Annotated in this window: 16 protein-coding genes; 8 read left to right on the top strand and 8 right to left on the bottom strand. The window is 67.7% G+C overall.

From position 1 onward, the window contains the following. Positions 1 to 377: 377 nt before the first annotated feature. The gene (gene phaR / locus ABL312_RS16700) at positions 378 to 983 is read left to right on the top strand and encodes a polyhydroxyalkanoate synthesis repressor PhaR (protein WP_349358530.1); all 606 of its coding nucleotides are present in this window, start codon (positions 378 to 380) and stop codon (positions 981 to 983) included. A gap of 75 nt (positions 984 to 1,058) precedes the next feature. Here phaR and ABL312_RS16695 read toward each other — a convergent pair whose 3' ends face one another. After that, positions 1,059 to 1,493 carry a heme-binding protein gene (locus ABL312_RS16695; protein WP_349358529.1) on the bottom strand — a complete coding sequence of 145 codons (435 nt, stop codon included), beginning with the start codon at positions 1,491 to 1,493 and terminating at the stop codon, positions 1,059 to 1,061. 277 nt (positions 1,494 to 1,770) lie between these two features. Between ABL312_RS16695 and ggt the strand changes: the two genes are divergently transcribed. Next, entirely contained in the window at positions 1,771 to 3,363 is a 1,593-nt protein-coding gene (ggt, locus tag ABL312_RS16690; protein ID WP_349358528.1) for a gamma-glutamyltransferase, read from the top strand. Positions 3,364 to 3,492: 129 nt separating this feature from the next. On the opposite strand, the gene ABL312_RS16685 is transcribed toward ggt, so the two are convergent. From ABL312_RS16685 to ABL312_RS16665, 5 genes are all read right to left on the bottom strand, one after another. After that, positions 3,493 to 3,699, bottom strand: coding sequence for a hypothetical protein (locus tag ABL312_RS16685; protein WP_349358527.1), 207 nt, complete (start codon positions 3,697 to 3,699; stop codon positions 3,493 to 3,495). A 335-nt stretch (positions 3,700 to 4,034) separates the two neighbouring features. Beyond that, on the bottom strand, positions 4,035 to 4,463 hold the full coding sequence (locus ABL312_RS16680; protein ID WP_349358526.1) for a hypothetical protein: 429 nt from the start codon (positions 4,461 to 4,463) through the stop codon (positions 4,035 to 4,037). A gap of 301 nt (positions 4,464 to 4,764) precedes the next feature. Further along, a complete protein-coding gene (locus tag ABL312_RS16675; RefSeq protein ID WP_349358525.1) occupies positions 4,765 to 6,090 on the bottom strand; it encodes an ammonium transporter in 1,326 nt (441 codons plus the stop codon). A gap of 25 nt (positions 6,091 to 6,115) precedes the next feature. Further along, positions 6,116 to 6,454, bottom strand: a complete 339-nt coding sequence (locus ABL312_RS16670) for a P-II family nitrogen regulator (protein WP_349358524.1) — start codon at positions 6,452 to 6,454, stop codon at positions 6,116 to 6,118. A gap of 356 nt (positions 6,455 to 6,810) precedes the next feature. After that, the gene (locus ABL312_RS16665; RefSeq protein WP_349358523.1) at positions 6,811 to 7,362 is read right to left on the bottom strand and encodes a DUF924 family protein; all 552 of its coding nucleotides are present in this window, start codon (positions 7,360 to 7,362) and stop codon (positions 6,811 to 6,813) included. A 131-nt stretch (positions 7,363 to 7,493) separates the two neighbouring features. Here ABL312_RS16665 and ABL312_RS16660 point away from each other — a divergent pair, with 131 nt between their 5' ends. Beyond that, positions 7,494 to 7,733, top strand: a complete 240-nt coding sequence (locus ABL312_RS16660) for a sulfurtransferase TusA family protein (protein WP_349358522.1) — start codon at positions 7,494 to 7,496, stop codon at positions 7,731 to 7,733. Positions 7,734 to 7,768: 35 nt separating this feature from the next. Here the strand turns inward: ABL312_RS16660 and ABL312_RS16655 are convergent, their stop codons facing one another. After that, a complete protein-coding gene (locus tag ABL312_RS16655; protein WP_349358521.1) occupies positions 7,769 to 8,062 on the bottom strand; it encodes a 4a-hydroxytetrahydrobiopterin dehydratase in 294 nt (97 codons plus the stop codon). A 321-nt stretch (positions 8,063 to 8,383) separates the two neighbouring features. Between ABL312_RS16655 and ABL312_RS16650 the strand changes: the two genes are divergently transcribed. The 3 genes from ABL312_RS16650 to ABL312_RS16640 all read left to right on the top strand — a co-directional run bounded on the left by ABL312_RS16650 (position 8,384) and on the right by ABL312_RS16640 (position 10,905). Next, positions 8,384 to 8,833, top strand: a complete 450-nt coding sequence (locus ABL312_RS16650; protein WP_349358520.1) for a low molecular weight protein-tyrosine-phosphatase — start codon at positions 8,384 to 8,386, stop codon at positions 8,831 to 8,833. 120 nt (positions 8,834 to 8,953) lie between these two features. Further along, positions 8,954 to 9,406 carry a host attachment family protein gene (locus ABL312_RS16645; RefSeq protein WP_349358519.1) on the top strand — a complete coding sequence of 151 codons (453 nt, stop codon included), beginning with the start codon at positions 8,954 to 8,956 and terminating at the stop codon, positions 9,404 to 9,406. Positions 9,407 to 9,537: 131 nt separating this feature from the next. Continuing rightward, the gene (locus ABL312_RS16640; protein WP_349358518.1) at positions 9,538 to 10,905 is read left to right on the top strand and encodes a TolC family outer membrane protein; all 1,368 of its coding nucleotides are present in this window, start codon (positions 9,538 to 9,540) and stop codon (positions 10,903 to 10,905) included. Between the two features lie 168 nt (positions 10,906 to 11,073). Here the strand turns inward: ABL312_RS16640 and ABL312_RS16635 are convergent, their stop codons facing one another. Further along, a complete protein-coding gene (locus ABL312_RS16635) occupies positions 11,074 to 21,639 on the bottom strand; it encodes a cadherin domain-containing protein (RefSeq protein ID WP_349358517.1) in 10,566 nt (3,521 codons plus the stop codon). Between the two features lie 234 nt (positions 21,640 to 21,873). Here ABL312_RS16635 and ABL312_RS16630 point away from each other — a divergent pair, with 234 nt between their 5' ends. Further along, positions 21,874 to 23,658 (top strand): ABC transporter transmembrane domain-containing protein, encoded by a 1,785-nt coding sequence (locus ABL312_RS16630; RefSeq protein ID WP_349358516.1) that lies wholly within the window; start codon positions 21,874 to 21,876, stop codon positions 23,656 to 23,658. 8 nt (positions 23,659 to 23,666) lie between these two features. Next, positions 23,667 to 25,859, top strand: a complete 2,193-nt coding sequence (locus tag ABL312_RS16625; protein ID WP_349358515.1) for a peptidase domain-containing ABC transporter — start codon at positions 23,667 to 23,669, stop codon at positions 25,857 to 25,859. Positions 25,860 to 25,909 lie beyond the last annotated feature (50 nt).

The raw sequence follows: 25,909 nt of genomic DNA, 5'->3' as shown, positions 1-25,909 counted from the left end.
CTCTTTGGTGCTGTCGCGAGCGCGCGGGTCCCGCAAACTAGAGACGGTCACCCGGCCGTAGTCAACCGCAACACACCGTATTCGCAGCCCGAAAAGAGACGGCGGCGCATCGTTCTTTCGTCGCAGGATGCTGCGCTGCGGGCATCGCGAAGCACCGGCGGGCCGCCGCATGCCGGGATCGCGCGGGTGCAATGCGGCACGCAGCGTGCGGGTGCGGAAAAGGTCCGACAAAACGGTGGTGCCGTCGGGGTGGATTGGCGTATCGTGCGGAACACGAGCAAGGGTCCGCGCGGTCGGGGGAGGCGGCGCGCGATCGGGAGGAATGCGCGGCGACCGTCTCCCGACGGTGCCCGCCCAGCCGGAATCCGGAAGACGACATGGCCAAGACGACCGAGCCGACGATCATCAAGAAATACGCCAACCGCCGCCTCTACAACACGGGCACCAGCACCTATGTGACGCTCGAGGACCTCGCCACCATGGTGAAGGACGAGGAGGATTTCGTCGTCTTCGACGCGAAGTCGGGCGACGACATCACCCGCTCCGTGCTGACACAGATCATCTTCGAGCAGGAGAACAAGGGGCAGAACCTGCTGCCGATCACCTTCCTGCGCCAGCTGATCCGCTTCTACGGCGACAGCATGCAGTCGGTGGTGCCGAGCTACCTCGACTTCTCGATGAGTTCCTTCACCAAGGAGCAGGACCGGCTGCGCGAGCAGATGTCGAGCGCTCTCGGCGCGACGGCCTTCGACGCGATCGAGGATCAGGTCAAGCGCAACGCCGAGATCTTCGACCGCGCCATGCGCATGTTCCTGCCCTTCGGCCCCGGCAAGGAGGGCGGCGAGATGGGCGCGAACGGCCTGCCGACGCAGCCCGGAACGCCCGCCGGCGGCGCGGCCGGGGCGGACGAGCTCGACACGCTGAAGAAGCAGCTCGACGCCATGCAGAAGAAGCTCGATGCCATTGCCGGCGACAAGGAGTAGGGCCGGCGACAAGGAGTAGCGCCGGCGACAGGGAGCAGGGGCCGGTGCGCATCGAGACGCACCGGTGCCTTCTCGTCAGCCGACGTCGGGCGTGAGGCCCGCCGCCTCGATGCCGGCCACGGCGCAGGCCTCGTCATTGTCCGAGGTGTCGCCGGTGATGCCCACCGCGCCGAGGATCTCGCCGCCGGCGCCGTCGCGAATCAGCACGCCGCCGGGAACCGGAACGATGCCGCCGCCGGCTGCGCCGTTCAGCGCCTGAACGAAATGCGGGCGGGTCTGGGCGTTGGCGTCGAGCCAGCGCGATCCGGCCCCCACCGCAAGCGCCCCGAACGCCTTGCCGGCGGCGATCTGCGGCCGCAGGATCGAGGATCCGTCCTGACGCATCATCGCCACCGCATGCCCGCCGGCGTCGAGCACCGTCACCGTCAGCGGCTTCAGGTTGAGCTCCGCGCCCTTGGCGAAGGCGGCCTTCACGATTGTTTCGGAAACGGAGAGAGTGAGTTTGCTCATTGTCAGTAATCTCCATAATGGTGGGGATGTAAGGTGCCTTTGCGCTAGCAGGCTTTGCGGGCCGGGCCAATCGACGGGGCGCGACAAGGTGTTCTTCCCCGAGACCCTGGCCTGCTTGAAATGACAGGGGACCCCTGTCACCCATAGTCCTTGCGAGCTTCGCCAAACGGCACCGGGTGTTCAAGCCGGGTTTTGGGCCGGGTTTTCGGGCCGTCACGAGCCAGACAGGCAGTCAACACGACAGGCAGTCAAAAAGACCGATAAGGGGGATCATCCCATGCGCGACTTCCACTTTCCGGGACGCTCGGCGGCCCATGCCACCACCGCGATGGCGGCGACCTCGCATCCCCTGTCGACGGCGGCCGCGCTGGAAATCCTGCAGTCGGGCGGCAATGCGGTGGATGCCGCCGTGGCGGCGGCGGCCGTGCTGGCCGTGGTGGAGCCGCAGATGACCGGCATCGGCGGCGACTGTTTCGCCATCGTGGCGCAGCCGGACGGCACGCTCAGCGGGTTGAACGGCTCGGGTGCGGCGCCGGCGGCCGCCACGCCGCAGCGCCTCGCCGAGCTTGGCGTGACGACGCTCGATCCCAACGGAGCCCATGCCGTCACCGTGCCCGGCGCGGTGCGCGCCTGGGAGGTTCTGCTTGCCCGCCACGGCACCCGCCGGCTCGGCGAGGTTCTGCAGCGCGCCATCGGCTACGCGGAGGACGGCTATCCGGTCACGCCGCGTGTCGCCTACGACTGGTCGCGCAATCTCGACAAGCTCTCCGCCGATCCCGGCGCCGCCTCGGAATATCTGGTCGACGGCGCGATCCCGAAGGTGGGGCAGGTGATGCGCCACCGGGCGCTCGCGCGCACGCTGCGGACCATCGCCGAGGACGGCGCGCGGGCCTTCTACGAGGGCGAGGTGGCCGAGGACATCGTCGCGACGCTGGCCGCCCGGGGCGGGCTGATGACGCGCGAGGATCTCGCGGGCTTCGAGCCGCTCGACATGACCCCGGTGTCGCGTGGCTACCGGGGGCTCGACGTGGTCGAGCTGCCGCCCAACGGGCAGGGCTTCATCGCGCTGGTGATGCTGGGCCTGCTGGAGCGCTTCGATCTCGCAAGCCTCGATCCGAACGGGACGGAGCGTTTCCACCTGGAACTGGAAGCGGGCCGGCTTGCCTATTCGGTGCGCGATCTCTTCCTCGCCGACCCGGATCACATGGCCTTCGGCCCCGACGCCTTCCTGGCGCCGGCCTATCTCGACCGGCTCGCGGCGCGCATGTCGGCGAGCGCGCGGATCGCGGATATCCCGCCGAGCCTGCTCGGGCCCTCGTCGGACACGATCTATCTCTCCGTCGTGGATGGCGCCGGCATGGCCGTGTCGCTCATCAATTCCGTCTACAAGGATTTCGGCTCCGGCATCTGCGCGCCGAAGAGCGGCGTGCTGCTGCAAAACCGTGGCGCCTGTTTCCGTCTGGAGCCGGGCCATCCCAACTGCATCGACGGCGGCAAGCGGCCGCTGCACACGATCATCCCGGCCATGGTGATGAAGCAGGGGCTGCCGCATCTCTCCTTCGGCGTGATGGGCGGCGGCTATCAGCCCTGCGGCCATGCCCATGTGCTCACCAACATGGTGGATTTCGGTATGGACCCGCAGGAAGCCATCGACGCGCCGCGCATGTTCTTCGACGAGCAGACACATGTGCTGCAGGCGGAGCGCAGCGTGCCGTCGGCCACGGTCGAGGGTCTGCGCGCGCTCGGTCACGAGGTGGTCGAGGCGCCGGGGCCGATCGGCGGGGCGCAGGCGATCCTGATCGACCGCGAGGCCGGCACGCTGGTCGGCGGCTCCGACCCGCGCAAGGACGGGGCGGCCGTCGGTTACTGACCTGCTTCAAGACTTCGGGCGGGGACGCCGGACCGGCACCCGCCCGCCTGCTACGCGACCACTGAAAAAGCGACCACTGAAAAACCCCTGCGCTGACGTTCGCGGGCCGGCTTGGTCCGCCGGTGCGCGTCAGCGGCTGACGGCGAGAACGCGGCCGGCATCGAGATGCCGGGGCGCCCGCTCGGTCGTGCGATAGCGCTCGAGCGCGTGGTCGGCCGGCGCGCGGCGCAGCGCCCGCATCTGCGGCAGGTTTTCGTGGGTCGCGATCAGCTGCGCGAGAAACGGCGCGTTGGGCCGGTAGCGGCGGAAGAGGCGCGGCGCGTCGGTCGCGGCCACCGGCTCAACGGCGACGAGCGCGCTGGCCGAGGTCTCTGGCGGGGTTGGGCCGCGCGCGGCCGCCTCGGCGCGGGACGGTCCGCGCCCTTGCGATCCGGTTCGCGATCCGGCTTGCGATCTGGTCGGTCCCGATGCGGGACGCGGGCCGTTGACGATCCGCACATGCGCCTCCCAAGCGTGCCAATTCGAGACATTGGCGTTGGTGTCAGGGAGTTTAGCGCAAATGCCATGCCACGCGGTAACGACTTGTTAACTTTTTCCTCAGCGGCGCGCAGGGGGCGACGCACCGCGTTCTGCGCGGCGTGCGTTCGGCCAGCGCGGCGCGCGGGCAGGCGTCAGGGAAGATCGTCGCCGCGCGAGATGCCGAAGTCGCGGCGCGCGCCGCTGATGGTGATGCTGAAGCCGGCGATCACATCGACCAGCGAGATGCACATCAGGATGAAGAACACCGAGGTCGCGGCCTCGCGCACGGTCAGGAATTCCACCAGATAGGCGACGAAGACGAGGGTGGAGAGGATGTGGTCGGTCAGCGCGACCACGCCGGTGCGCGTCGCCTTGAGCAGTTCGACGAAGAGCAGGGTCAGCCCGGCCAGGATCATCAGGTCGCCGATCACCAGCGTGAAGCGGGCGCCGGAGACGAGTTCGACCGTCAGGATGGGGGCGAGCCAGGGGTCGCCGCCGACGTCGCCCAGAAACCAGAAGGCGAGAAGGTTGTAGACCAGCAGCGGCGCGAGCGTCAGCGGGATCGAAACGATCATGGGCATGCCGGTCATCCTCTTCGGCCAGCGGCGGGGTCCGATGTCGGGCGAGGGGCGGCCGCATGCGCGTCGCACGGCCGGGTGGCGGGCGAATCGCCGTCTCGCCTCGCCGGCGAGCATGGCGGGCGCCGGCCGTACGGGCAAGGGGGCGGGCAAGGGGCGGGCAAGGGGGCTGGCAATAGGCGGGTGCCGGGCCGGGGATGCACAGCGGGCCGGCGGCGGATAAAAAAAGCCCGGGGCGCGAACCCCGGGCTTCAAGGTGCGATCGGTGCAACGACCGGTCGCTACGGGAGATCGTGGGCCGGGCTCACACGCGCTGGCTGCCCTGACCGAACTCGGGATAGGCCTCGACGCCGACTTCCGTCTTGTCGAGACCGAGCGCCTCTTCTTCCTCGGAGACGCGGATGCCCATGGCCGCCTTGAGGGCGAACCAGACGATGCCGCTGACCACGAAGGTGAAGACGCCATAGGCGACGATGCCGGTGATCTGCACGCCGTAGGAGGCGTCGCCGTTCGACAGCGGCACGATCAGCGTGCCCCAGATGCCGGCGAGCAGGTGGACGGGAATCGCGCCGACCACGTCGTCGATCTTCAGCTTGTCCAGCAGCGGGACGGTGAAGACGACGATGGCACCGCCGACCGCGCCGATGAACACCGTCTGCCAGACACTGGGCGCCAGCGGCTCGGCGGTGATCGACACCAGACCGGCGAGCGCGCCGTTGAGCACCATGGTCACGTCGACCTTCTTGTAGAGGATCTGCGTGAGCACGACCGCGGCGACCACGCCGGCGGCGGCGGCCAGATTGGTGTTGGCGAAGATGCGCGAGATGTCGGAGGCGTCGCCGATGGTGCCCATGGCGAGCTGCGAGGCACCGTTGAAGCCGAACCAGCCGAGCCACAGGATGAAGGTGCCGAGCGTGGCGAGCGGCATGGAGGAGCCGGGCAGCGCATGCACGGTGCCGTCGGCGCCGTATTTGCCTTTACGCGCACCGAGGATCAGCGCACCGGCAAGTGCGGCCCAGCCACCGACCGAGTGCACCAGCGTCGAGCCGGCGAAGTCGGAGAAGCCCATCTCGGACAGCCAGCCCGCACCCCACTGCCAGGAGCCGGCGATCGGGTAGATGAAGCCGGTCAGCACCACGACGAAGAGCAGGAACGGCCACAGCTTGATGCGCTCCGCCAGCGTGCCGGAGACGATCGAGGCCGCGGTGGCGACGAACACCATCTGGAAGAACCAGTCGGAGGCCGTCGAATAGCCCGTGTCGAGCGCGTCGCCGCCGACGGGATCGAAGCTGTAGGGGCCGAAGGAGCCGATGAAGCCGCCGTCGACGCCCGTGTACATCAGGTTGTAGCCGGTGATCCAGTACATCAGGCCGGCGATCGAGTAGAGCGTGATGTTCTTCAGGCACTGCATCGACACGTTCTTGGACCGGACGAGGCCGGCCTCGAGCATGGCGAAGCCGGCGGCCATCCACATCACGAGGAAGCCGCCGAGAAGGAACAGAAGCGTGTTGAAGATATAGGCGGTATGCGAGGCCAGCGCGTATTCCGGCGTGTCCTGCGCGAGCGCGGGCAGGCTGCCCGCCACCAGCGCGAGCGATGCCACTCCCAGGATTTGAAGACGGTTTTTCATCGGATGTTCCTCTGCTCGGGATCGATCAAAGCGCGGCGGCATCGGACTCGCCGGTGCGGATGCGCTGAACCTGGTCGAGCGCGTAGACGAAGATCTTGCCGTCGCCGATCTGGCCGGTCTTGGCGGCACCGGCGATCGCCTCGACGACCTTCTCGGCAAGGTCGGAGGGCACGGCGACCTCGACCTTCAGCTTGGGCAGGAAGCTCACCGCGTATTCCGTCCCGCGGTAGATTTCCGTGTGCCCCTTCTGGCGGCCGTAGCCCTTGACCTCGGTGACTGTCAGTCCCTGAACGCCGATGCTCGTGAGGGCGTCGCGCACCTCGTCGAGCTTGAACGGCTTGATGATGGCCATCACGATTTTCATGCTCGCTTCCCGTTCCTTTCCCTGCTTGCCTCCACCAGCCGGCGCGACGGACCCGTCCCGCGGCGGTTGACGGCGGCACCCGGTCCGAACGACGCAAGGCGTGCAAGAGATCGGGGCCGCGTATCGCCGATCACAGACATTTCAAGGAGCGTGCCAACTCGTGTTGCGGCGCAAAAAACACCGCCGCAAACCAGCGGGAAGGTCATGAAAATACTGATGGTTTTGACAGGAAGCGGGTAGGCCGACCGGGCCCCGGCACCGGTCAGGCGCGGACGGAGGTCTTCCGATCACTTGAATAAAAAATAAGCACATGCGCCGCGCGCATGTGCTTAAAAAATGTTCAATCTCACTTTGCGTCAGGCGCTGAAGCCGCCGTCCTCCAGGTAGGCGCGTTCCTCCGCCGTGGTCTCGCGACCGAGGGCCGCGTTGCGATGCGGGAAGCGGCCGAAGCGGCGGATCACGTCCAGATGGACCAGGGCGTAGAAATAGGTTTCCTGGTTGCCGAGCCGGCGAAACAGGTCGACGCTCGTCTGCTGGGCGTCCATGTCCTCCGCATGTTCGAAGGGCAGATAGAAGAAGGTGCGCGCCTCGCGCGGGAAGGCGCGGTCGAAGCCGGCGTCCAGGCTCGCCTGTGCCAGACGCAGCGCCCGGCCGTCGCCGGCAAATGCCCGGGCCGTGCCCCTGAAAAGATTGCGCGGGAACTGGTCGAGCAGCAGCAGCAGCGCCAGCGCCCCATGCGGGCTCGTCTCCCACTCGGCGAAATCGCCATCGAGCGCGCGCGCCACCAGCGTGCCGAAGCGTGTCTCGATCTCCGCGTCGAACCCCGCGTCCGAGGCGAACCATTTCGCCGGACCGGCCCGCCACCAGAAATCGAGGATATCGAGTGCGGTGCTCTTGTCTGTCGTCATGCGTCCCATATCCTTTGCGTCAGCCGATGCGGGCGCATCCCGCGATCCGTCTCCGGCGCATAGCATATCGTTCGCGGCGCCGACAGGACGCCGGCGGGCCTCACCGACCACACCGAAACGGGAGCTTGCGGGTGGACGCAACCGATCTCGATCTCGACCTCAAGGGTCTGAAATGCCCCCTGCCCGTGCTCAAGGCGCGCAAGGCGATGGCGCGCCTGGCCGCCGGTACCCGCGTGCGGATCGAGGCGACCGATCCCATGTCGGTGATCGACATTCCGCATTTCTGCCAGGAGGCCGGTCATGCGCTGGTCTCGCGGGACCAGGACGGCGAGGTGCATGTCTTCGTTATTGAACGCGGGCCGACGACCTGAACGCGCCGGCTGCCGTCGCCCGTCGACGCATGCGCTCAACCGGCCGCGAGGCCGTCCATCGCCTTTGCCAGCTTGAGGTCGAGCTCGCTCAGCCCGCCCACGTCGTGGGTCGTGAGCGTCACCTTGACCGTCTTGTAGACGTTGAACCACTCCGGGTGATGATTCATCTTCTCCGCGACCAGCGCGGCGCGCGTCATGAAGCCGAAGGCGGCGACGAAATCGGCGAACTGATAGGTTTTCTCGATGGCGTCCCGACCGTCGCTCGCCGTCCAGCCGTCCAGTTCGGCGAGCGCGGTTGCGCGGGCGGCGTCGTCGAGTTTGGTGGCCATGGGTGTCCTCCGGTTTGCCTTGGGGGATCGGGCGGACGGATGGGCGACGTCGCCCGTGTCCGTGGACCCCGTTCCATCGGAGCCCGTGTTTGTTGGGGTCCGTGTTCATTAGAGCCCGTGTTCATTGGAGCCCGTGTCCAAGGGAGATAGGGCGGCGCGGGGCGCGCGAAAACCGTGTGACCCGAAACCATATGGTCCCGGACCCATGCGCCTCAAAGCCCGGTGTCCTGGCCGGCGGACGTTCGGTCGCGGCGCCCAAAGGGAAACGCGACGCGACAAATGGCGCGAGACGGGGCGCCGAACCGAGAGGAGGACCCGCCGATGACGTCGATCCTGTTCGTCTGCCTTGGCAATATCTGCCGCTCGCCACTGGCGGAAGGGATCTGCCGGGCCCGGCTCGAGGCGGCGGGGCTCGCCGGGCGGGTGCGTGTCGATTCGGCCGGAACCGGCGACTGGCATGTGGGCAAACCGCCCGATCCGCGGTCGGTGGCGGTGGCCCGTGCGCATGGTATCGACCTGACGCCCTTGCGCGCGCGGCAGGTTTCGCGCCGGGATTTCACGCGCTTCGAGCACATTCTGGCGATGGACGCGTCGAACTTATCCGATCTGCGCGCGTTGTCGCCCGATAAGGGCGGAGCACGCCTTGTCCGGTTTCTCGATCGCGACGTGCCCGACCCCTATTTCGGCGGCCCGGACGGCTTCGAACAGGTGTTCGCCATGCTGTCGGACGGGGTCGACGTCTTGTTGGCGGATTTGATCGAACGCATATGAGGGCGTGTCGGCATCGGCTTATGTGACGGAGACCGGCGGCGCGGACCCCCTTGGGCGCATCCGCCGTGGCCGCGATTCGAAACACCGGCGATCCGAACCACACGAATCAGGAGGTCGACCATGAGTGGTCTGCGTATCGAGAAAGACACCTGGATCCTCGTTGGAGACGGCGAGAAGGCGCTCGTCTTCCGCAACGACGGCGATGCGGATTATCCCAACTTCCAGGTGATCGAGCTTCTCGAGACCGAGAACCCGTTGACGTCCGAGCAGGGCACGGATGCCCCCGGCCGCCGCCCCGACGGGCTCGGTCCCAACCGCAGCGCGATGGAGCCGACGGACTGGCACACCATCGAAAAGCATCGCTTCGCCAAGGATATGGCCGAGCTGCTCTACAAGTCGGCGCACAAGGGCGACTTCTCCAAGCTCGTCGTGGTGGCGCCGCCGATGACGCTCGGCGACCTGCGCAAGGCGTTCCACAAGGAGGTGGCGAGCCGTGTCGTCGCCGAGGTCGACAAGACGCTGACGGGCCATCCGCCGCACAAGATCGAGACGATTCTCACCACCAAGGACTGACGCGGGGCGCTGCGCCCGCGCGCGCGTTCCGGGCGGCGGCGGCCGTCCGGGACGATGCCGCGCCGCAGCGGATTAAAGCGGCTTTAACCATGTTGCGCGTTGAGTACTCTGGAGAACGAGGACTCAACGCAATGTCCCACCGGGCCATCAGATCCTGTGCCGCCATCGCCGCACTCTGCCTCGCCCTGGGCATCGGCCCTGCGCAGGCCGAAAGTCTGCGCGATGCCATGCGCTCCGCCTATCAGGCCTCGCCCGCGCTCAAGGCCGAGCGCGCCCGCCAGCGCGCCACCGATCAGGGGATCTGGAAGGCGCGCAGCGCCTTCCTGCCGAAGGTGTCGGCCAGCTATGGCGTGGAGAACCGGGACTACCGTGATCATCTGAACGCCGAGGACAACGACCGGATCGAGCACAATCTGGAAGTGCGTGCCGAGCAGACGCTTTTTCAGGGATTTTCCGGGATCAACCGCCTCAATCAGGCGCATGAGGAAAGCGCGGCCGGGCGCGAGCAGCTGATCGGCGCGGAGCAGGATCTGCTGTTCGGCACGGGGCAGGCCTATCTGTCGGTCCTCCGCGACCGGCGCAACCTCTCCCATCGCAAGAGCTACGCGCATCTGGTGGCGCAGGAACTCACGGCGGCGCGCCGGCGCGCGGAACTGGGCGATGCGACGCGCACGGATGTCGATCAGGCCAGCGCCCGCTACAACGAGGCGCAGGCCGATCTGGAACTCGCCAAGGGCCAGCTCGCGGCGAGCGAGGCGAGTTTCGAGCGGCTCGTCGGCAAGCCGCCCGACAAGCTCGCCTGGCCCGCCCTGCCGCAGGATCTCCTGCCCGCCTCGCTGGGGGCGGCCATCGACGTGGCGCTGCGCGGCAATCCGACGGTGCGCTCGAAGATTTCCGAGGCCCGGGCCTCGCGCTTCGCGGCGCGCGCCAGCGTCGGCGACATGCTGCCCAGGGTGACGGCGAGCGCCTCCTATCTCAACGAATACCGCAACCGCCTGTCCGACCGCGCGACCGAGGATTTTCGCGTCGGCGTGCGGGTCAATGTGCCGCTGTTCACCGGCGGCGACAATATCGCCAGCGTCCGGCAGGCCCGCGAAACGGCGGCGCAGCGGGAGTTCGAGGTCGACGACGTGCGGCTTCAGGTGCGCGAAAGCGTCATCGCCGCCTTCAAGCAGCTGGAGGCCTCGCGCCGCCGGGCCGAGGCGGCGAAGCGGGCGATCTCGGCCAACGAACGCGCCGTGCGGGGGCTGAAGATGGAGTATCGCGGCGGCGAACGCACGCTGCTCGATGTGCTCAACGGCCAGCAGGAGCTGGTGAACAGCCGCACCGCCTTCGAGGGCGCGCGCTACGACCGCACGGTCTCGGAACTGTTCCTGCTCGCAACCCTCGGCCGGCTAGCGCCCGAGCGCTTCGGCGTGGCGGCCGAGCCCATCGCGGTCGAGACCCGGCTGGTGCCGACCATGGAGACCTGGGCGCTGCGGCTTGCCCCGCGCGAGTGAAGCTCGCGCAAAACGTCGAGGTGCGAGTGAAGCTCGCGCAAAACGTCGAGGTGCGAGGGACGCTCGCGCACGGCATCGAGGCGCGAGTGACGCTCGCGCAAGGCATTGAGGCGCGCGTGAGCCGCGCATGAAGGAGGGCGAACGCGCCGCCCGTCCCCGCCTTGCGCGCTACCACTGGACCTGTTCGATCTCCGAAAAGTCGATCCGGCTGCCGTCCTGCAGATCGACGTAGCCGCTGGCGTCGTCGGACAGGGTCAGCGTGCCGTTGGCGCTGTCGTCGGTGACGATCGAGCCTTCGGTGATGGTCACGGTCCAGTCGGTGCCATAGTCGCCGAGCGCGGACGGGTCGCCGCCACCGAGATCGAGAACATCGACCCAGCCGCCGCCGGCGCCGCCTGCCACCGTGTCGCTGCCGTCGCCGGCGGCATAGATGAACAGATCCGCGCCGTCGCCGCCGTAGAGCGCGTCGTTGCCCTCTCCGCCCACCAGAACGTCGTTGCCGGCCCGCCCGGACAGGAAGTCGTCGCCGGCGTTGCCATAAAGCGTGTTGCCGCCGGCATCGCCCTTGAGCACGTCGTTGAAGGTCGAGCCGCGCAGATCCTCGACGTTCGAGAGCGAGCCCTTCGTTCCGTAATTGAAGTCGTAGCCGCCATTGGCGTCGTAGCTGCCGATATCGGTGACGGCGCCCGAGGCGAGGTCCACGCCGATGCCGTAACCGTTGGTCCAGCCGCCCGGGGCGGAGGTGGAGAAATCGACCAGATCCGTGCCGTCGCCGCCGTCGACCGTGTCGCCGCCGTCGGCATAGACCACCTGGTAGTGGATGACGTCGTTGCCGGCGCCGGCGTCGATGGTGTCGGTTCCGCCCTCGCCACTGATCACATCGTCGCCGTCACCGCCGTAGAGCGCGTCGTTGCCCGCACCGCCCCACAGCCTGTCGTCGCCGGTGCCGCCGTAGAGCATGTCGGCACCTTCGCCGCCGAAGAGCAGGTCGTTGCCCGCGCCGGCGGTCAGCGTGTCGTTGCCGTCGCCGCCGTCGAGCCGGTCGTTGAACGCGCCGGTGACGATATTGTCGCTGCCGCCAAACCCCTTGACCTCATAGGACTGGCCCGAAACGGAGATCGTGTTTCCGTCCGCGTTGCCGGCGGAATAGGCGCCGTAGTTGCCCTGAACGTAGACGCGGAAGGAGGTCATCGCACTTGAACCATCCGTGGAATGCGCCATGACGCCGAGATCGATATAGGCTTCCGTCTCGTGATCGAAGAGGGCGTGGTCGGCGACGCGCACCGTTCCGTCCGCGTCGACCGTGAACCGATCGTCGTCGACGGAGTAGCTGACGACGTCGCTGGCGTCCGGATCGGTTGCCAGAGCCGTGATGCCGACCGCCGTTCCGGCCACGGCCGTTTCGTGGATCCGGTTGTCGGTCGCATCGGCATCGGTTGGCGCCGTGACCAGATTCTCGTGCGCCGGATCGACGATCATGGGGATCGCGACCTGCGTACTGGTGGTGTCGCCGTTCAGCGCTTCCGTTGCCGTCGCCGTGATGACGATCGACTGCATGCCGTTGAAACTCTCCGGCGGCGTGGCCTGCAGCGCCGTCAGGTTCCAGTCGCTGACATCGACGGTCGCACCGTCGGACGCGACCGTGACACTGTGCGTCCCATCGCTCAGGATCGTCCCGGCGACGAGGCCGGACACGGCAACGGCGATGCTCTCCGAACCGTCCGTGTCGCCCAGTCCGGTCGTGATGTCCGGCAGGTCGATGGCCGATCCGGCCGTTCCGCGGGCCGAGCCGGCGGTGAACTCCGTCATCTCGATGTTGTCGAGGAAAAGCCCGCGGCCGCCGGCCTGATCCACGCCCACCTCGCGGAACTCCAGGCGGGTGGGGTCGCCGTTGCCGGGCAACTCGATCGTGTAGCTTTGCCAGACGGGCACGCTGTCGTTGCTGCCGTCGGCGGAGACGGTCGCCACAACCTGACCGTCCCACAGGATCTCCACCCGGCACACGGTGTCGTCGAAACCGGGGCGGGCGGCGTAATCGAAGGTCAGTTCGTAGGTGCCCTCCGCATTCGTGTCGACCGTGCGGTAGATGTTGGGCGCGTCCTGCCAGTCGCCGGACGATCCCGGGTCGGTGTTGAGCTCGATGTGGTTTTGCGAGTCCGGGCCGGAGGATGCCTCGATGCCGGAGCGCACCTCGATGAAGTTGTCGCTCTGCCAGCCGTCGATGGTGGTCACGAACCCGCTGGTGCTCTCGAAGGTCGACGAGAAGACCAGCACCTGATTGTCCGCCACGGCGACCGTGGGCGTGTCCGCCACCGGCGTGACATCGACCAGCGCCCATGAATTCGAGCTGTACTGGCCATCCGTCACGGTGAAACTGACCGGCACGTCGTTCGCCGCATAGTCGTTCGCCGGCGTGAAGGTCCAGGTGCCGTCGCCGTTGTCTGCAAGCGTGCCATAGGCCGGGTCCACCGCGACGTTGGACACGGTGAGCGCGTCGCCGTCGACGTCGGAACTGTTGGCGAGCAGTTGCGCGGCGGTAAAGGTCAGGCTGCCGTCCTCCGCCACCGCCCCGAGGTCGACCAGACCCGCGTTCGGGCCCTCGTTGACGTCGGTCACCTGCACCGTGACCACCTGATCCGTCGTCAGGCCGCCGCTGTCGGTCGCGGTGACGGTGACGTCGACCGTGGGCGTGCTCTCGTGGTCGAGGCTGACCCCGTCCTTGAGCTTCAATTGTCCGTTCACCACCTCGAAGCGGGTGTCCGACACTGTGTAGGAGTGGCTGTCCCCTGCGTCGGGATCGGTCGTCGACAGAGCGCCGACGATCGCGCCGGCGTCGTTTTCCGCGACCTGACTGGCGGACAGGGTAACGTCGGTGGGCGCCTCGTTGACGTCCCGGATCGCGAGGGTCAGAGCTTCCGAATGGCTGTTGCCGGCCGCATCCGTCACCTGAACGGTGACGGTATGCTGCGCCGCCGTTTCATGATCGAGCGCGGCGCCCGCTCGCACGCGGATTTCGTTGCCGACAATCTCGAAGAAGCCCGAGGGGTCGTTGGTCAGCGCATAGCTATGGCTGTCGCCGGCATCGGCGTCGACGGCCGAAAGCGTGGCGACCACCGTGCCCGCGACGCTGTTCTCGTCAACGGCGCCGCCGTCCATGACGATGTCTGTTGGCGTCTCGTCGATGACATTCGCGACATTGATCGCAAACGTCTCGGAACTCGTGGAGCCATCGGTCGATGTCGCGGTGACCGTCAGCGCGATGCTGCCTTCGGTCTCCGCGTCGAAGCTGGCGCCATCGGCGACGCGGATCGTGCCGTCGGGATCGACGGTGAAGCGGGCGTCGTCGACGGAATAGCTCACCGTGTCTGTGACATCGGCGTCGGTGGCGGAGGCCACGATCCCCACAGTGCTGCCGGCGGAAGCATCCTCGGCCAGCGTGTTGGCCGAGCCGTCGGTATCCGTCACGGGCCCGACGTCGACCTCGTCCACATCGCTTACCTGAACGGTGAAGGTCTCGCTCGCCGTACTGCCATCGGTCGAGGTGGCGGTGACGGTAAGGCTGATGGAGCCCTCGGTCTCCGCGTCGAAGCTGGCGCCATCGGCGACACGGATCGTTCCGTCGGGGTCGGCGGTGAAGCGGGCATCGTCGACGGCGTAGCTGACGGTGTCCGTGACGTCCGCGTCGGTGGCGCTGGCCACCAGGCCGATGGCCGTCCCGGCGCTGGCGTCCTCGGCCAGCGTGTTGGCCGATCCGTCGATGTCGGTGACGGGTCCGACATCGGCCTCGTCCACGTCGCTCACCTGAACGGTGAAGGTCTCGCTGGAGGTGCTGCCATCGGTTGAGGTGGCGGTGACGGTGAGGCTGATGGAGCCCTCGGTCTCCGCGTCGAAACTTGCGCCAGGCGCCACACGCACGGTGCCGTCCGGATCGACGGTGAAGCGGGCGTCGTCGACGGAATAGCTGACGGTGTCGGTGACATCGGCGTCGGTGGCGGAGGCGACGATCCCGACGGTGCTGCCGGCGGAAGCATCCTCGGCCAGCGTGTTGGCCGAGCCGTCGGTATCCGTCACGGGCCCGACATCGGCCTCGTCCACGTCGGTGACGGCGACGGTGAAGGTCTCTGAACTCGTGCTGCCATCGGTCGATGTCGCGGTCACCGTCAGCGCGATGGAGCCCTCCGTCTCCGCATCGAAGCTGGCGCCATCGGCGACGCGGACGGTGCCATCGGGATCGACGGTGAAGCGGGCGTCGTCGACGGAATAGCTGACGGTGTCGGTGACATCGGCATCGGTGGCGGAGGCCACGATCCCGACGGTGCTGCCGGCGCTGGCGTCCTCTGCGAGGGTGTTCGCGGCGGCATCGGTGTCGGTAACGGGCCCGACATCAGCCTCATCGACATCGGTCACCTGAACGGTGAAGGTCTCCTGGCTCGTGCTGCCATCGGTCGAGGTCGCGGTGACGGTGAGGCTGATGGAGCCCTCGGTCTCCGCGTCGAAACTTGCGCCATCGGCGACGCGGATCGTGCCGTCGGGATCGACGGTGAAGCGGGGGTCGTCGACGGAGTAGCTGACGGTGTCGGTGACGTCTGCGTCGGTGGCGGAGGCCACGATCCCCACAGTGCTGCCGGCGGAAGCATCCTCGGCCAGCGTGTTGGCCGAGCCGTCGGTATCGGTGACAGGCCCGACATCGGCCTCGTCCACATCGCTCACCTGAACGGTGAAGGTCTCGCTCGACGTGCTGCCATCGGTCGAGGTGGCGGTGACGGTGAGGCTGATGGAGCCTTCGGTCTCTGCGTCGAAGCTTGCGCCATCGACGATGCGGATTGTGCCATCCGGGTCAACGGTGAAGCGGGCGTCGTCGACGGAATAGCTGACCGAATCGGTGATATCGGCATCGGTGGCGGAGGCCACGATCCCCACAGTGCTGCCGGCGGAAGCATCCTCGGCCAGCGTGTTGGCCGATCCATCCGTGTCGGTTACGGGCCCGACGTCGGCCTCATCCACGTCGGTGACGGCGACGGTGAAGGTCTCGGAACTCGTGCTGCCATCGGTCGAGGTCGCGGTGACGGTGAGGTTGATGCTGCCCTCCGTCTCCGCATCGAAGCTGGCGCCATCGGCGACGCGCACGGTGCCATCGGGGTCAACGGTGAAGCGGGCGTCGTCGACGGAATAGCTGACCGTATCGGTGATATCGGCATCGGTGGCGCTGGCCACCAGGCCAAAGGCCGTCCCGGCATTGGCGTCCTCGGCGAGGGTGTTGGCCGACCCGTCGATGTCGGTTACGGGCCCGACGTCGGCTTCGTCCACGTCGGTGACATTGATCGTGAAGGTCTCGCTCGAGGTGCTGCCATCGGTCGAGGTGGCGGTGACGGTAAGGCTGATGGAGCCCTCGGTCTCCGCGTCGAAGCTGGCGCCATCGGTGACGCGGATTGTGCCATCGGGATCGACGGTGAAGCGGGGATCGTCGACGGAGTAGCTGACGGTGTCGGTGACGTCCGCGTCGGTGGCGGAGGCCACGATCCCCACAGTGCTGCCGGCGGAAGCATCCTCGGCCAGCGTGTTGGCCGAGCCGTCGGTATCCGTCACGGGCCCGACGTCGACCTCATCGACATCTGTCACCTGAACGGTGAAGGTCTCGCTCGCCGTACTGCCATCGGTCGAGGTGGCGGTGACGGTAAGGCTGATGGAGCCCTCGGTCTCCGCGTCGAAACTTGCGCCATCGGCGACGCGGACGGTGCCGTCGGGATCGACGGTGAAGCGGGCATCGTCGACGGAATAGCTGACGGTGTCGGTGATATCGGCGTCGGTGGCGGAGGCCACCAGGCCGATGGCCGTTCCGGCGCTGGCATCCTCGGCCAGTGTGTTCGCGGCGGCATCGGTGTCCGTCACTGGCCCGACATCAGCCTCATCCACGTCGGTGACGTTGACCGCAAAGGTCTCCTGGCTCGTGCTGCCATCCGTCGATGTCGCCGTCACGGTGAGGCTGATGGAGCCCTCCGTCTCCGCATCGAAGCCGGCGCCATCGGCGACGCGCACGGTGCCATCGGGATCGACGGTGAAGCGGGCATCGTCGACGGAATAGCTGACGGTGTCTGTGACGTCCGCGTCGGTGGCGGAGGCCACGAGGCCAATGGTTGTGCCGGCGCTGGCGTCCTCGGCGAGGGTGTTGGCCGACCCGTCGATGTCGGTAACGGGCCCAACGTCGGCTTCGTCCACGTCGGTGACATTGATCGTGAAGGTCTCGCTCGACGTGCTGCCATCGGTCGAGGTGGCGGTGACGGTGAGGCTGATGGAGCCCTCCGTCTCCGCGTCGAAGCTGGCGCCATCGGCGACACGGATCGTGCCATCGGGATCGACGGTGAAGCGGGCGTCGTCGACGGAATAGCTGACCGTGTCGGTCACATCGGCGTCGGTGGCGGAGGCCACGATCCCGACGGTGCTGCCGGCGGATGCGTCTTCGGCCAGTGTGTTCGCGGCGGCATCGGTGTCCGTCACGGGTCCGACATCGGCCTCGTCCACGTCGGTGATGGCGACGGTGAAGGTCTCGGAACTCGTGGAGCCATCTGTCGATGTCGCGGTGACCGTCAGCGCGATGGAGCCCTCCGTCTCTGCGTCGAAGCTTGCGCCATCGGCGACCCGGATCGTGCCATCTGGATCGACGGTGAAGCGGGGGTCGTCGACGGAATAGCTGACGGTGTCGGTGATATCGGCGTCGGTGGCGGAGGCCACGATCCCGACGGTGCTGCCGGCAGATGCGTCTTCGGCCAGTGTGTTCGCGGCGGCATCGGTGTCCGTCACGGGCCCGACATCGGCCTCATCCACATCGCTCACCTGAACGGTGAAGGTCTCGCTCGACGTGCTGCCATCGGTCGAGGTGGCGGTGACGGTGAGGTTGATGGCCCCTTCCGTCTCCGCGTCGAAGCTGGCGCCATCGGCGACTCGGATCGTGCCATCGGGATCGACGGTGAAGCGGGCATCGTCGACGGAATAGCTGACGGTGTCTGTGACGTCCGCGTCGGTGGCGGAGGCCATCAGGCCGATGGTCGTTCCGGCACTGGCATCTTCGGCCAGCGTGTTGGCCGAGCCGTCGGTGTCGGTGACAGGCCCGACGTCGGCCTCATCCACGTCGGTGACGTTGACCGTGAAGGTCTCGCTGGAGGTGCTGCCGTCGGTCGAGGTGGCGGTGACGGTGAGGCTGATGGAGTCTTCGGTCTCCGCGTCGAAGCTGGCGCCATCGGCGACGCGGATCGTGCCATCGGGATCGACGGTGAAGCGGGCATCGTCGACGGAATAGCTCACCGTGTCGGTGACGTCCGCGTCGGTGGCGGAGGCCACGAGGCCAATGGTTGTGCCGGCGGAGGCGTCCTCCGCGAGCGTGTTCGCGGCGGCATCGGTATCGGTCACCGGCCCGACGTCGGCCTCGTCCACGTCGGTGACGTTGACCGTGAAGGTCTCGCTGGAGGTGCTGCCGTCGGTCGAGGTGGCGGTCACCGTCAGCGCAATGGAGCCCTCCGTCTCCGCATCGAAGCTGGCGCCAGGCGCCACACGCACGGTGCCGTCGGGATCGACGATGAAGCGGGGGTCATCGACGGAGTAGCTGACGGTGTCGGTGACGTCTGCGTCGGTGGCGGAGGCCACGATCCCCACAGTGCTGCCGGCGGAAGCATCCTCGGCCAGCGTGTTGGCCGAGCCGTCGGTATCCGTCACGGGCCCGACGTCGACCTCGTCCACATCGCTTACCTGAACGGTGAAGGTCTCGCTCGCCGTACTGCCATCGGTCGAGGTGGCGGTGACGGTAAGGCTGATGGAGCCCTCGGTCTCCGCGTCGAAGCTTGCGCCATCGGCAACCCGGATTGTGCCGTCCGGATCGACGGTGAAGCGGGGGTCGTCGACGGAGTAGCTGACCGTGTCGGTGACATCGGCGTCGGTGGCGGAGGCCACCAGGCCGATGGCCGTTCCGGCATTGGCGTCCTCGGCCAGTGTGTTCGCGGCGGCATCGGTGTCCGTCACTGGCCCGACATCAGCCTCATCCACGTCGGTGACGTTGACCGCAAAGATCTCCTGGCTCGTGCTGCCATCCGTCGATGTCGCCGTCACGGTGAGGCTGATGGACCCCTCCGTCTCCGCATCGAAGCTGGCGCCAGGCGCCACACGCACGGTGCCGTCGGGATCGATTGTGAAGCGGGGGTCGTCGACGGAATAGCTGACGGTGTCGGTGATATCGGCGTCGGTGGCGGAGGCCATGATCCCGACAGTGCTGCCGGCGGAGGCGTCTTCGGCCAGTGTGTTCGCGGCGGCATCGGTGTCGGTGACGGGCCCGACGTCGGCCTCATCCACGTCGGTGATGGCGACGGTGAAGGTCTCGGAACTCGTGGAGCCATCGGTCGAGGTGGCGGTGACCGTCAGCGCGATGGAGCCCTCGGTCTCCGCGTCGAAGCTGGCGCCGTCGGCAATCCGGATCGTGCCGTCCGGATCGACGGTGAAGCGGGCATCGTCGACGGAATAGCTCACCGTGTCGGTGACATCGGCATCGGTGGCGTTGGCCACGATCCCGACGGTGCTGCCGGCGCTGGCGTCTTCCGCCAGCGTGTTGGCCGACCCGTCGATGTCGGTGACGGGCCCAACGTCGGCCTCATCCACGTCGGTGATGGCGACGGTGAAGGTCTCGGAACTCGTGGAGCCATCTGTCGATGTCGCGGTGACCGTCAGCGCGATGGAGCCCTCGGTCTCCGCGTCGAAACTTGCGCCATCGGCGACGCGCACGGTGCCATCCGGGTCAACGGTGAAGCGGGCGTTGTCGACGGAATAGCTGACCGTATCGGTGATATCGGCATCGGTGGCGGAGGCCACGATCCCGACAGTGCTGCCGGCGCTGGCATCCTCGGCCAGCGTGTTGGCCGAGCCGTCGGTGTCGGTGACGGGCCCGACGTCGGCCTCATCCACGTCGGCGACGGCGACGGTGAAGGTCTCGGAACTCGTGGAGCCATCGGTCGAGGTCGCGGTCACCGTCAGCGCGATGGAGCCTTCGGTCTCTGCGTCGAAGTTTGCGCCATCGGCAACGCGGATTGTGCCATCGGGATCGACGGTGAAGCGGGGATCGTCGACGGAGTAGCTGACGGTGTCGGTGACGTCCGCGTCGGTGGCGGAGGCCACGATCCCCACAGTGCTGCCGGCGGAAGCATCCTCGGCCAGCGTGTTGGCCGAGCCGTCGGTATCCGTCACGGGCCCGACGTCGACCTCATCGACATCTGTCACCTGAACGGTGAAGGTCTCGCTCGCCGTACTGCCATCGGTCGAGGTGGCGGTGACGGTAAGGCTGATGGAGCCCTCGGTCTCCGCGTCGAAACTTGCGCCATCGGCGACGCGGACGGTGCCGTCGGGATCGACGGTGAAGCGGGCATCGTCGACGGAATAGCTGACGGTGTCGGTGATATCGGCGTCGGTGGCGGAGGCCACCAGGCCGATGGCCGTTCCGGCGCTGGCATCCTCGGCCAGTGTGTTCGCGGCGGCATCGGTGTCCGTCACTGGCCCGACATCAGCCTCATCCACGTCGGTGACGTTGACCGCAAAGGTCTCCTGGCTCGTGCTGCCATCCGTCGATGTCGCCGTCACGGTGAGGCTGATGGAGCCCTCCGTCTCCGCATCGAAGCCGGCGCCATCGGCGACGCGCACGGTGCCATCGGGATCGACGGTGAAGCGGGGGTCGTCGACGGAATAGCTGACGGTGTCTGTGACGTCCGCGTCGGTGGCGGAGGCCACGAGGCCAATGGTTGTGCCGGCGCTGGCGTCCTCGGCGAGGGTGTTGGCCGACCCGTCGATGTCGGTAACGGGCCCAACGTCGGCTTCGTCCACGTCGGTGACATTGATCGTGAAGGTCTCGCTCGACGTGCTGCCATCGGTCGAGGTCGCGGTGACGGTAAGGCTGATGGAGCCCTCGGTCTCCGCGTCGAAGCTGGCGCCATCGGCGACGCGGATTGTGCCATCCGGGTCAACGGTGAAGCGGGGGTCGTCGACGGAATAGCTCACCGTGTCGGTGACATCGGCATCGGTGGCGGAGGCCACGATCCCGACGGTGCTGCCGGCGCTGGCGTCTTCCGCCAGCGTGTTGGCCGATCCATCCGTGTCCGTCACCGGCGTCACATCGTGAAGGTCCAGAAAGCGGCTTCCGTTCGTCGCGGGCGCCGGCGCGGGGGCGGTCCCGCCGCTGTCGCTTACCGTTCGTTCGACGTCGGCGGCGTCGGGCGTGCCGAACGAGCTTGCCGCGGCATTGGAGGAAACCCTGGGGCTGTCCAGCGGCGACATGCCGCTCCCGGCAGCCGAGCCGGCGGAGGAGGACGAGCCGAGCGCCTGCGCTTGCGTCGGCAAGCCGCCATCTTGCGCGGGGTCGGGCTGCCGGGTGCCGCGTCCTTCGGGAAGCGGAGCGGTCGCGCCGGAGCCGTCGCTGCGCGGTGCGGAGCCGGTGTCCGCCGGCCGCGCCTCGGCGGCGCCGTCGTCGTCGAGCCCGGCCATCAGAGCCGCGCCGGCGATCGCCCCGAGATGCAGGTTCGACAAGGTGTTCTCGTTCGACACCGGATCGTGCGGATCGTGGTCGTATTCGTGGGCTTCCCGCAGTGCCTTGCGATCCGCGTCGACACGAGTCTTCGCGGCCGCGGCCTCGTTCGCGCTCGAGGTCACGGCGGAGCGCGGACCGGTCGCGGGCGGGGTGGGCGTGTTGGTCGTCGTGTCGTCGGACATGGGGAACGCCGTGGTTCGAGGAGTTTGCCCGAAGTACAGCGCGCGCCTGCCTGCCGAATCGTTAAACCGACCGCACACAGGGAGCGCGCGACGTCACACGGGCGCGCTTCACGTCGAACGTGGTAAAGAAAATTAAAAGGAAATGCGGCCACTCTTCCCGGCATGATCGATCATGTGCCCCTGCTCGGGCGCCTGGTCCGCCGTGGCGGACGACGCGAGCCCCTGATCCCGGTCGTGGATGTTCCGCGCGCCGACGGAACGCGCGTGTCGACCCCGCCGCTCACCGCGCCGGTTGTCTCCGCGTCGATCCTCATCAACATCCTGTCACTCGCCCTGCCGCTCACCGTCTTGCAGGTCTACGACCGAATTCTGCCCAATGCCGCGACGCACACGCTGACGCTGATGGTCGTCGGCCTGGTGGTGGTGATGATCCTGGACACGGGCCTCAAGATCGCGCGGGCGCGGCTGATGGGCTGGATGGCGGCCTCCTTCGGCCATCGCGTCGGGCTGGAGGCCTTTCGCCGTCTGGTCGGCGCGCCGCCGCACCTGCTGGAAAAGACCGCGCTTTCGCTCAACATGCAGCGGCTGAGCTCGCTGTCGGCCCTTTCGGATTTCTACGGCGGACAGACCCGGCTGCTGGCGATCGACCTGCCGGCCACGGCCGTGTTTCTCGTGCTGATGGCGGTCATCGGCGGCTGGGTCGCGGCCGTTCCGCTCGTCCTCATCGCGATCTTCGCCTTTCTGAATGTCCGGCGGAACCAGGCGGTGACGGAGTCCATCGAGGCGCGCAGCCAGAGCGATTCGCGCAAATACGATTTCGTCATCGAGGTGCTGTCGCATATCCACACGGTCAAGGCGCTGGCGCTCGAGCCGCAGATGCTGCGGCGCTACGAGCGTCTTCAGCGTCAGGTCGGCGAATGCAGCTACGATGCGATCCATCTGGCTAACGGATCGCAGAACGCAATCAGCCTGTATTCGTCGATCGCCACGGTCTCGGTGGTGTTCGCCGGCGCGTGGCTCGCGATCGGCGGCAGCCTGAGCGTCGGCGCGGTCGCCGCCTGCACGCTGCTCACCGGTCAGATCGTCCAGCCGGTCCTGCGCGGCATTTCGGCGCTGAGCGAAATCCAGCGCACCCGCCACGAGGCCGCCGAAGGCATGGCGATCTTCGACCTGCCCGCGCCGGTCGCCGGCAGCGAGGCGGTCGAAAGCTTCGGCGGCGGCATTCATGTCTCGGGCCTGTCGTTCAACTCCGCCCGCAAGACCGGCGCGCGCTTCACGAATGCCTCCTTCTCCATCGAGGGCGGGAGCATCACCGGCTTTCGCGGGGCGGACGGCAGCGGGCGGTCGACCCTGATGCGGATTCTCGCCGGCCACTTCCGCCCGGAAGACGGCATGGTGCGGCTCGGCGGACACGATCTCTACGGCGAGGCGCATGCGGCCTTGCGCGCGCAGGTGTCCTATGTCGGGCCGGCGGCACCGCTGTTTCGCGGCACGATCCTGGAAAACCTGACGATGTTCGGCTGCGGCGCGACGCCCGCCCAGGCACGTGCGGCCGCCGCGCTGATCGGTCTCGAGCCGGATATCCATCTGCTGCCGAACGGCTACGACACGGATCTCGGCCAGGGCGTGATCGAGGCCTTGCCGACGGCGATCAAGCAGCGCATCGGCATCGCCCGGGCGCTGGCGCGCCAGCCGAGGATCCTGATCCTCGACGAGGCCAATTCCGCGCTCGACCAGCGCAGCGAGGGACAACTCATCGACGCGCTGAACAAGCTCAAGGGCGGGATGACGATCCTGATCGTCAGCTATCGTCCGTCGCTGCTCAGGATTTCCGATCAGCTGTTCGAGGTGGCGAACGAAACGGTGACCCCGGTGGATGTCGAGCCGCCGGCCGAAGCTGCGCCTGCGCGGGACGCGCCCGCGACGGCGTCTGCGGCAGAAGCCGTGCGGTCCCCGCAGGCCGGTGCGCCGGCCCTGCCCGACCGTCCGTTTTCCATCAGCGGCAAGCTGACAGCGTGAGGCGCCGCATGACATCCGACCGCGCCCCTTCCGACCCCGAAACGCCGGAGCGCGACGCGACCAATCCGGTGCATCGCCTGCGCGACCGGCTCGCCCGGGGGATTGCGCGCGCACCGGACACGGACGCGCCGGCGGCCTCCCTTCAGCGCTGCCTGGAGGTCCTGCTGCGCGCGCGCGACTGGCAGGGCGGCGAGCGGCTCCTGTTCGAGGCGATGCCGCATTTCGACACGATCGCCACGCTGCACGATCTGCGGGCCGTGCTCGCCCGGCTCGATTTCCGCACCAAAAAGCTGCGCGGCGGGGCCCGGGCCGTGCGCGATGCGCATTTTCCCTGCCTCTACGCCTCGCGCGGCGAGGTCTTTGCGCTGCTCGGCTGCGCGCCCGACGGAGGTCTGCTTGCCGTCGATGGTCGCACGGGCGCGGAGCTCACCCTCGATCCCCGCTCCTGTCCGGGCGCGGTCTTCGTCTTCGACGACGCCGATCTGAAGGAAGAAGCAGCGGACGCACGCAAGCGCGGCTGGCTCGGCTTCGCCGTCGGGCGGTTCCAGCGCCTCATCCTGTCGATCTTCGGCCTCGGCTTCCTGCTCAACACGCTGGCGCTCGCCGTGCCGCTTTTCGTCATGACGGTCTACGACAAGGCCATCGGGTCGAAATCCGTGAGCGTTCTGGTGACGCTTTCGGTCGGCATCGTCTTCGTGCTCGTCGCGGATTATGCCTTCAAGCGGGTGCGCGCCCGCTTGCAGGCCTATCTGGGGGCGCGGCTCGACACCACGGTGGGCAACGAGGCCTTCGTGCAGATCCTGCATCTGCCGCTGTCGCTGACCGGATCGGCGCCCATCGGCGCGCAGCTTGCGCGGCTGCGCCAGTTCGAGGGGATCCGCGAGATCTTCACCGGGCCGCTGGCCAATGCGGCGGTCGATCTGCCGTTCTCGCTGCTGTTCATCGGCGCCATCGCGGTGTTCGGCGGCCCGCTCGTGTGGCTGCCGGTGGTTCTGATCGCGCTTTACGCCGTGATGGCGGTCTTCGCGATCCCGCGCATGCGGCGGGCGATCGCGGCCTCGGGTCAGGCGAAGTCCAAGCTGCAGAACCTCTCCATCGAGACCCTGACCCACCAGGGTACGATCCGGGATCTCTCGGCGGAGGACGTGTGGATCGAGCGCTACCGCCGACTGTCGGCCGATTACGCGGAGAAGAACCTGCGCACCCGCATGATCCAGCAGACCGTTCAGGTGCTGTCGCAAATGCTGATGTCGATCTGCGGCATCGGCATTCTGGGTCTGGGGGCGGTGCAGGTGCTCGACGGCGCCATGAGCCAGGGCGCGCTGATTGCCGTGATGGCGCTGGCCTGGCGGGTCCTCAATCCGCTCAATCAGGCCTTCCTGTCGCTCAGCCGCATCGGACAGGCGCAGCAGACCTTCGATCAGGTCAACGCCCTGATGCGCCTGCCCAAGGAGCGCACGCCGGGCGAAACCCCGTCCATCGGCCGCGAGTTCCGCGGCGACATTTCGCTCAATCAGCTCGTCTTCCGCTATCCGAACAAGACGGAGCCGGTCTTGCGCGGCGTCGACCTGCACGTGAAACAGGGGGAATTCATCGCCATCGCCGGCCCCAGCGGGTCGGGCAAGTCGACCGTGCTCAAGATGGTGCTCGGGCTCTATGCGCCGCAGGGCGGGGCGGTGCTGGTCGACGGCCTCGACATTCGCCAGCTCGATGTCGGCGAGTGGCGCCAGTCGATCGGCTATGCACCGCAGACGGCGGAATTCTTCTACGGAACGCTTGCCCAGAACATCCGCCTCGCCAACCCACAGGCGAGCGACGCGGATCTGCGGCGCGCGGCCGAGGCGGTCGATCTGCTGTCGGACACCGGGTTGCTGCCCGACGGTTTCGAGACCCGGCTGACCAGCCAGGTGCTGCGCCAGTTGCCGGATTCGCTCAAGCGGCGGATCGTGCTCGCCCGCGCCTTCGTCAAGCGCGACATCATCTACCTGCTGGACGATCCCGGCGCCAATCTCGATTTCGAGAGCGACAAGCTCCTGATGCAGCACCTGTCCGAGCTCAAGGGCCGGGCGACCATCCTTCTGGTCACCCATCGACCCAGCCACATGCGGCTCGCCGACCGGGTGATCTATCTGCGCGAGGGGCGGATCGCGGCCCAGGGCACGCCGGAGCAGATCGTGCCGCGCATTCTCAGCGCCGCGTGACGGCGACCGGCGTGCGCGGCGCAGGCGCGCACATACCGTTCCTTAACGCC

Origin of the sequence: Stappia sp. (genome assembly GCF_040110915.1) — a bacterium.
Classification (GTDB): Bacteria; Pseudomonadota; Alphaproteobacteria; order Rhizobiales; family Stappiaceae; genus Stappia.
The sequence above is the reverse complement of the archived record's forward strand: the minus strand, read 5'-3'. Positions and strand labels throughout refer to the sequence as shown.

Coding starts and splice junctions, on each gene's coding strand:
- ABL312_RS16655 (WP_349358521.1), bottom strand. CDS start 8,062: ATGGCCACCAAACTCGACGACGCCGCCCGCGCAACCGCGCTCGCCGAA.
- ABL312_RS16625 (WP_349358515.1), top strand. CDS start 23,667: ATGACATCCGACCGCGCCCCTTCCGACCCCGAAACGCCGGAGCGCGAC.
- ABL312_RS16665 (WP_349358523.1), bottom strand. CDS start 7,362: ATGACGACAGACAAGAGCACCGCACTCGATATCCTCGATTTCTGGTGG.
- ABL312_RS16635 (WP_349358517.1), bottom strand. CDS start 21,639: ATGTCCGACGACACGACGACCAACACGCCCACCCCGCCCGCGACCGGT.
- ABL312_RS16675 (WP_349358525.1), bottom strand. CDS start 6,090: ATGAAAAACCGTCTTCAAATCCTGGGAGTGGCATCGCTCGCGCTGGTG.
- ggt (WP_349358528.1), top strand. CDS start 1,771: ATGCGCGACTTCCACTTTCCGGGACGCTCGGCGGCCCATGCCACCACC.
- ABL312_RS16645 (WP_349358519.1), top strand. CDS start 8,954: ATGAGTGGTCTGCGTATCGAGAAAGACACCTGGATCCTCGTTGGAGAC.
- ABL312_RS16650 (WP_349358520.1), top strand. CDS start 8,384: ATGACGTCGATCCTGTTCGTCTGCCTTGGCAATATCTGCCGCTCGCCA.
- ABL312_RS16695 (WP_349358529.1), bottom strand. CDS start 1,493: ATGAGCAAACTCACTCTCTCCGTTTCCGAAACAATCGTGAAGGCCGCC.
- phaR (WP_349358530.1), top strand. CDS start 378: ATGGCCAAGACGACCGAGCCGACGATCATCAAGAAATACGCCAACCGC.
- ABL312_RS16680 (WP_349358526.1), bottom strand. CDS start 4,463: ATGCCCATGATCGTTTCGATCCCGCTGACGCTCGCGCCGCTGCTGGTC.
- ABL312_RS16640 (WP_349358518.1), top strand. CDS start 9,538: ATGTCCCACCGGGCCATCAGATCCTGTGCCGCCATCGCCGCACTCTGC.
- ABL312_RS16670 (WP_349358524.1), bottom strand. CDS start 6,454: ATGAAAATCGTGATGGCCATCATCAAGCCGTTCAAGCTCGACGAGGTG.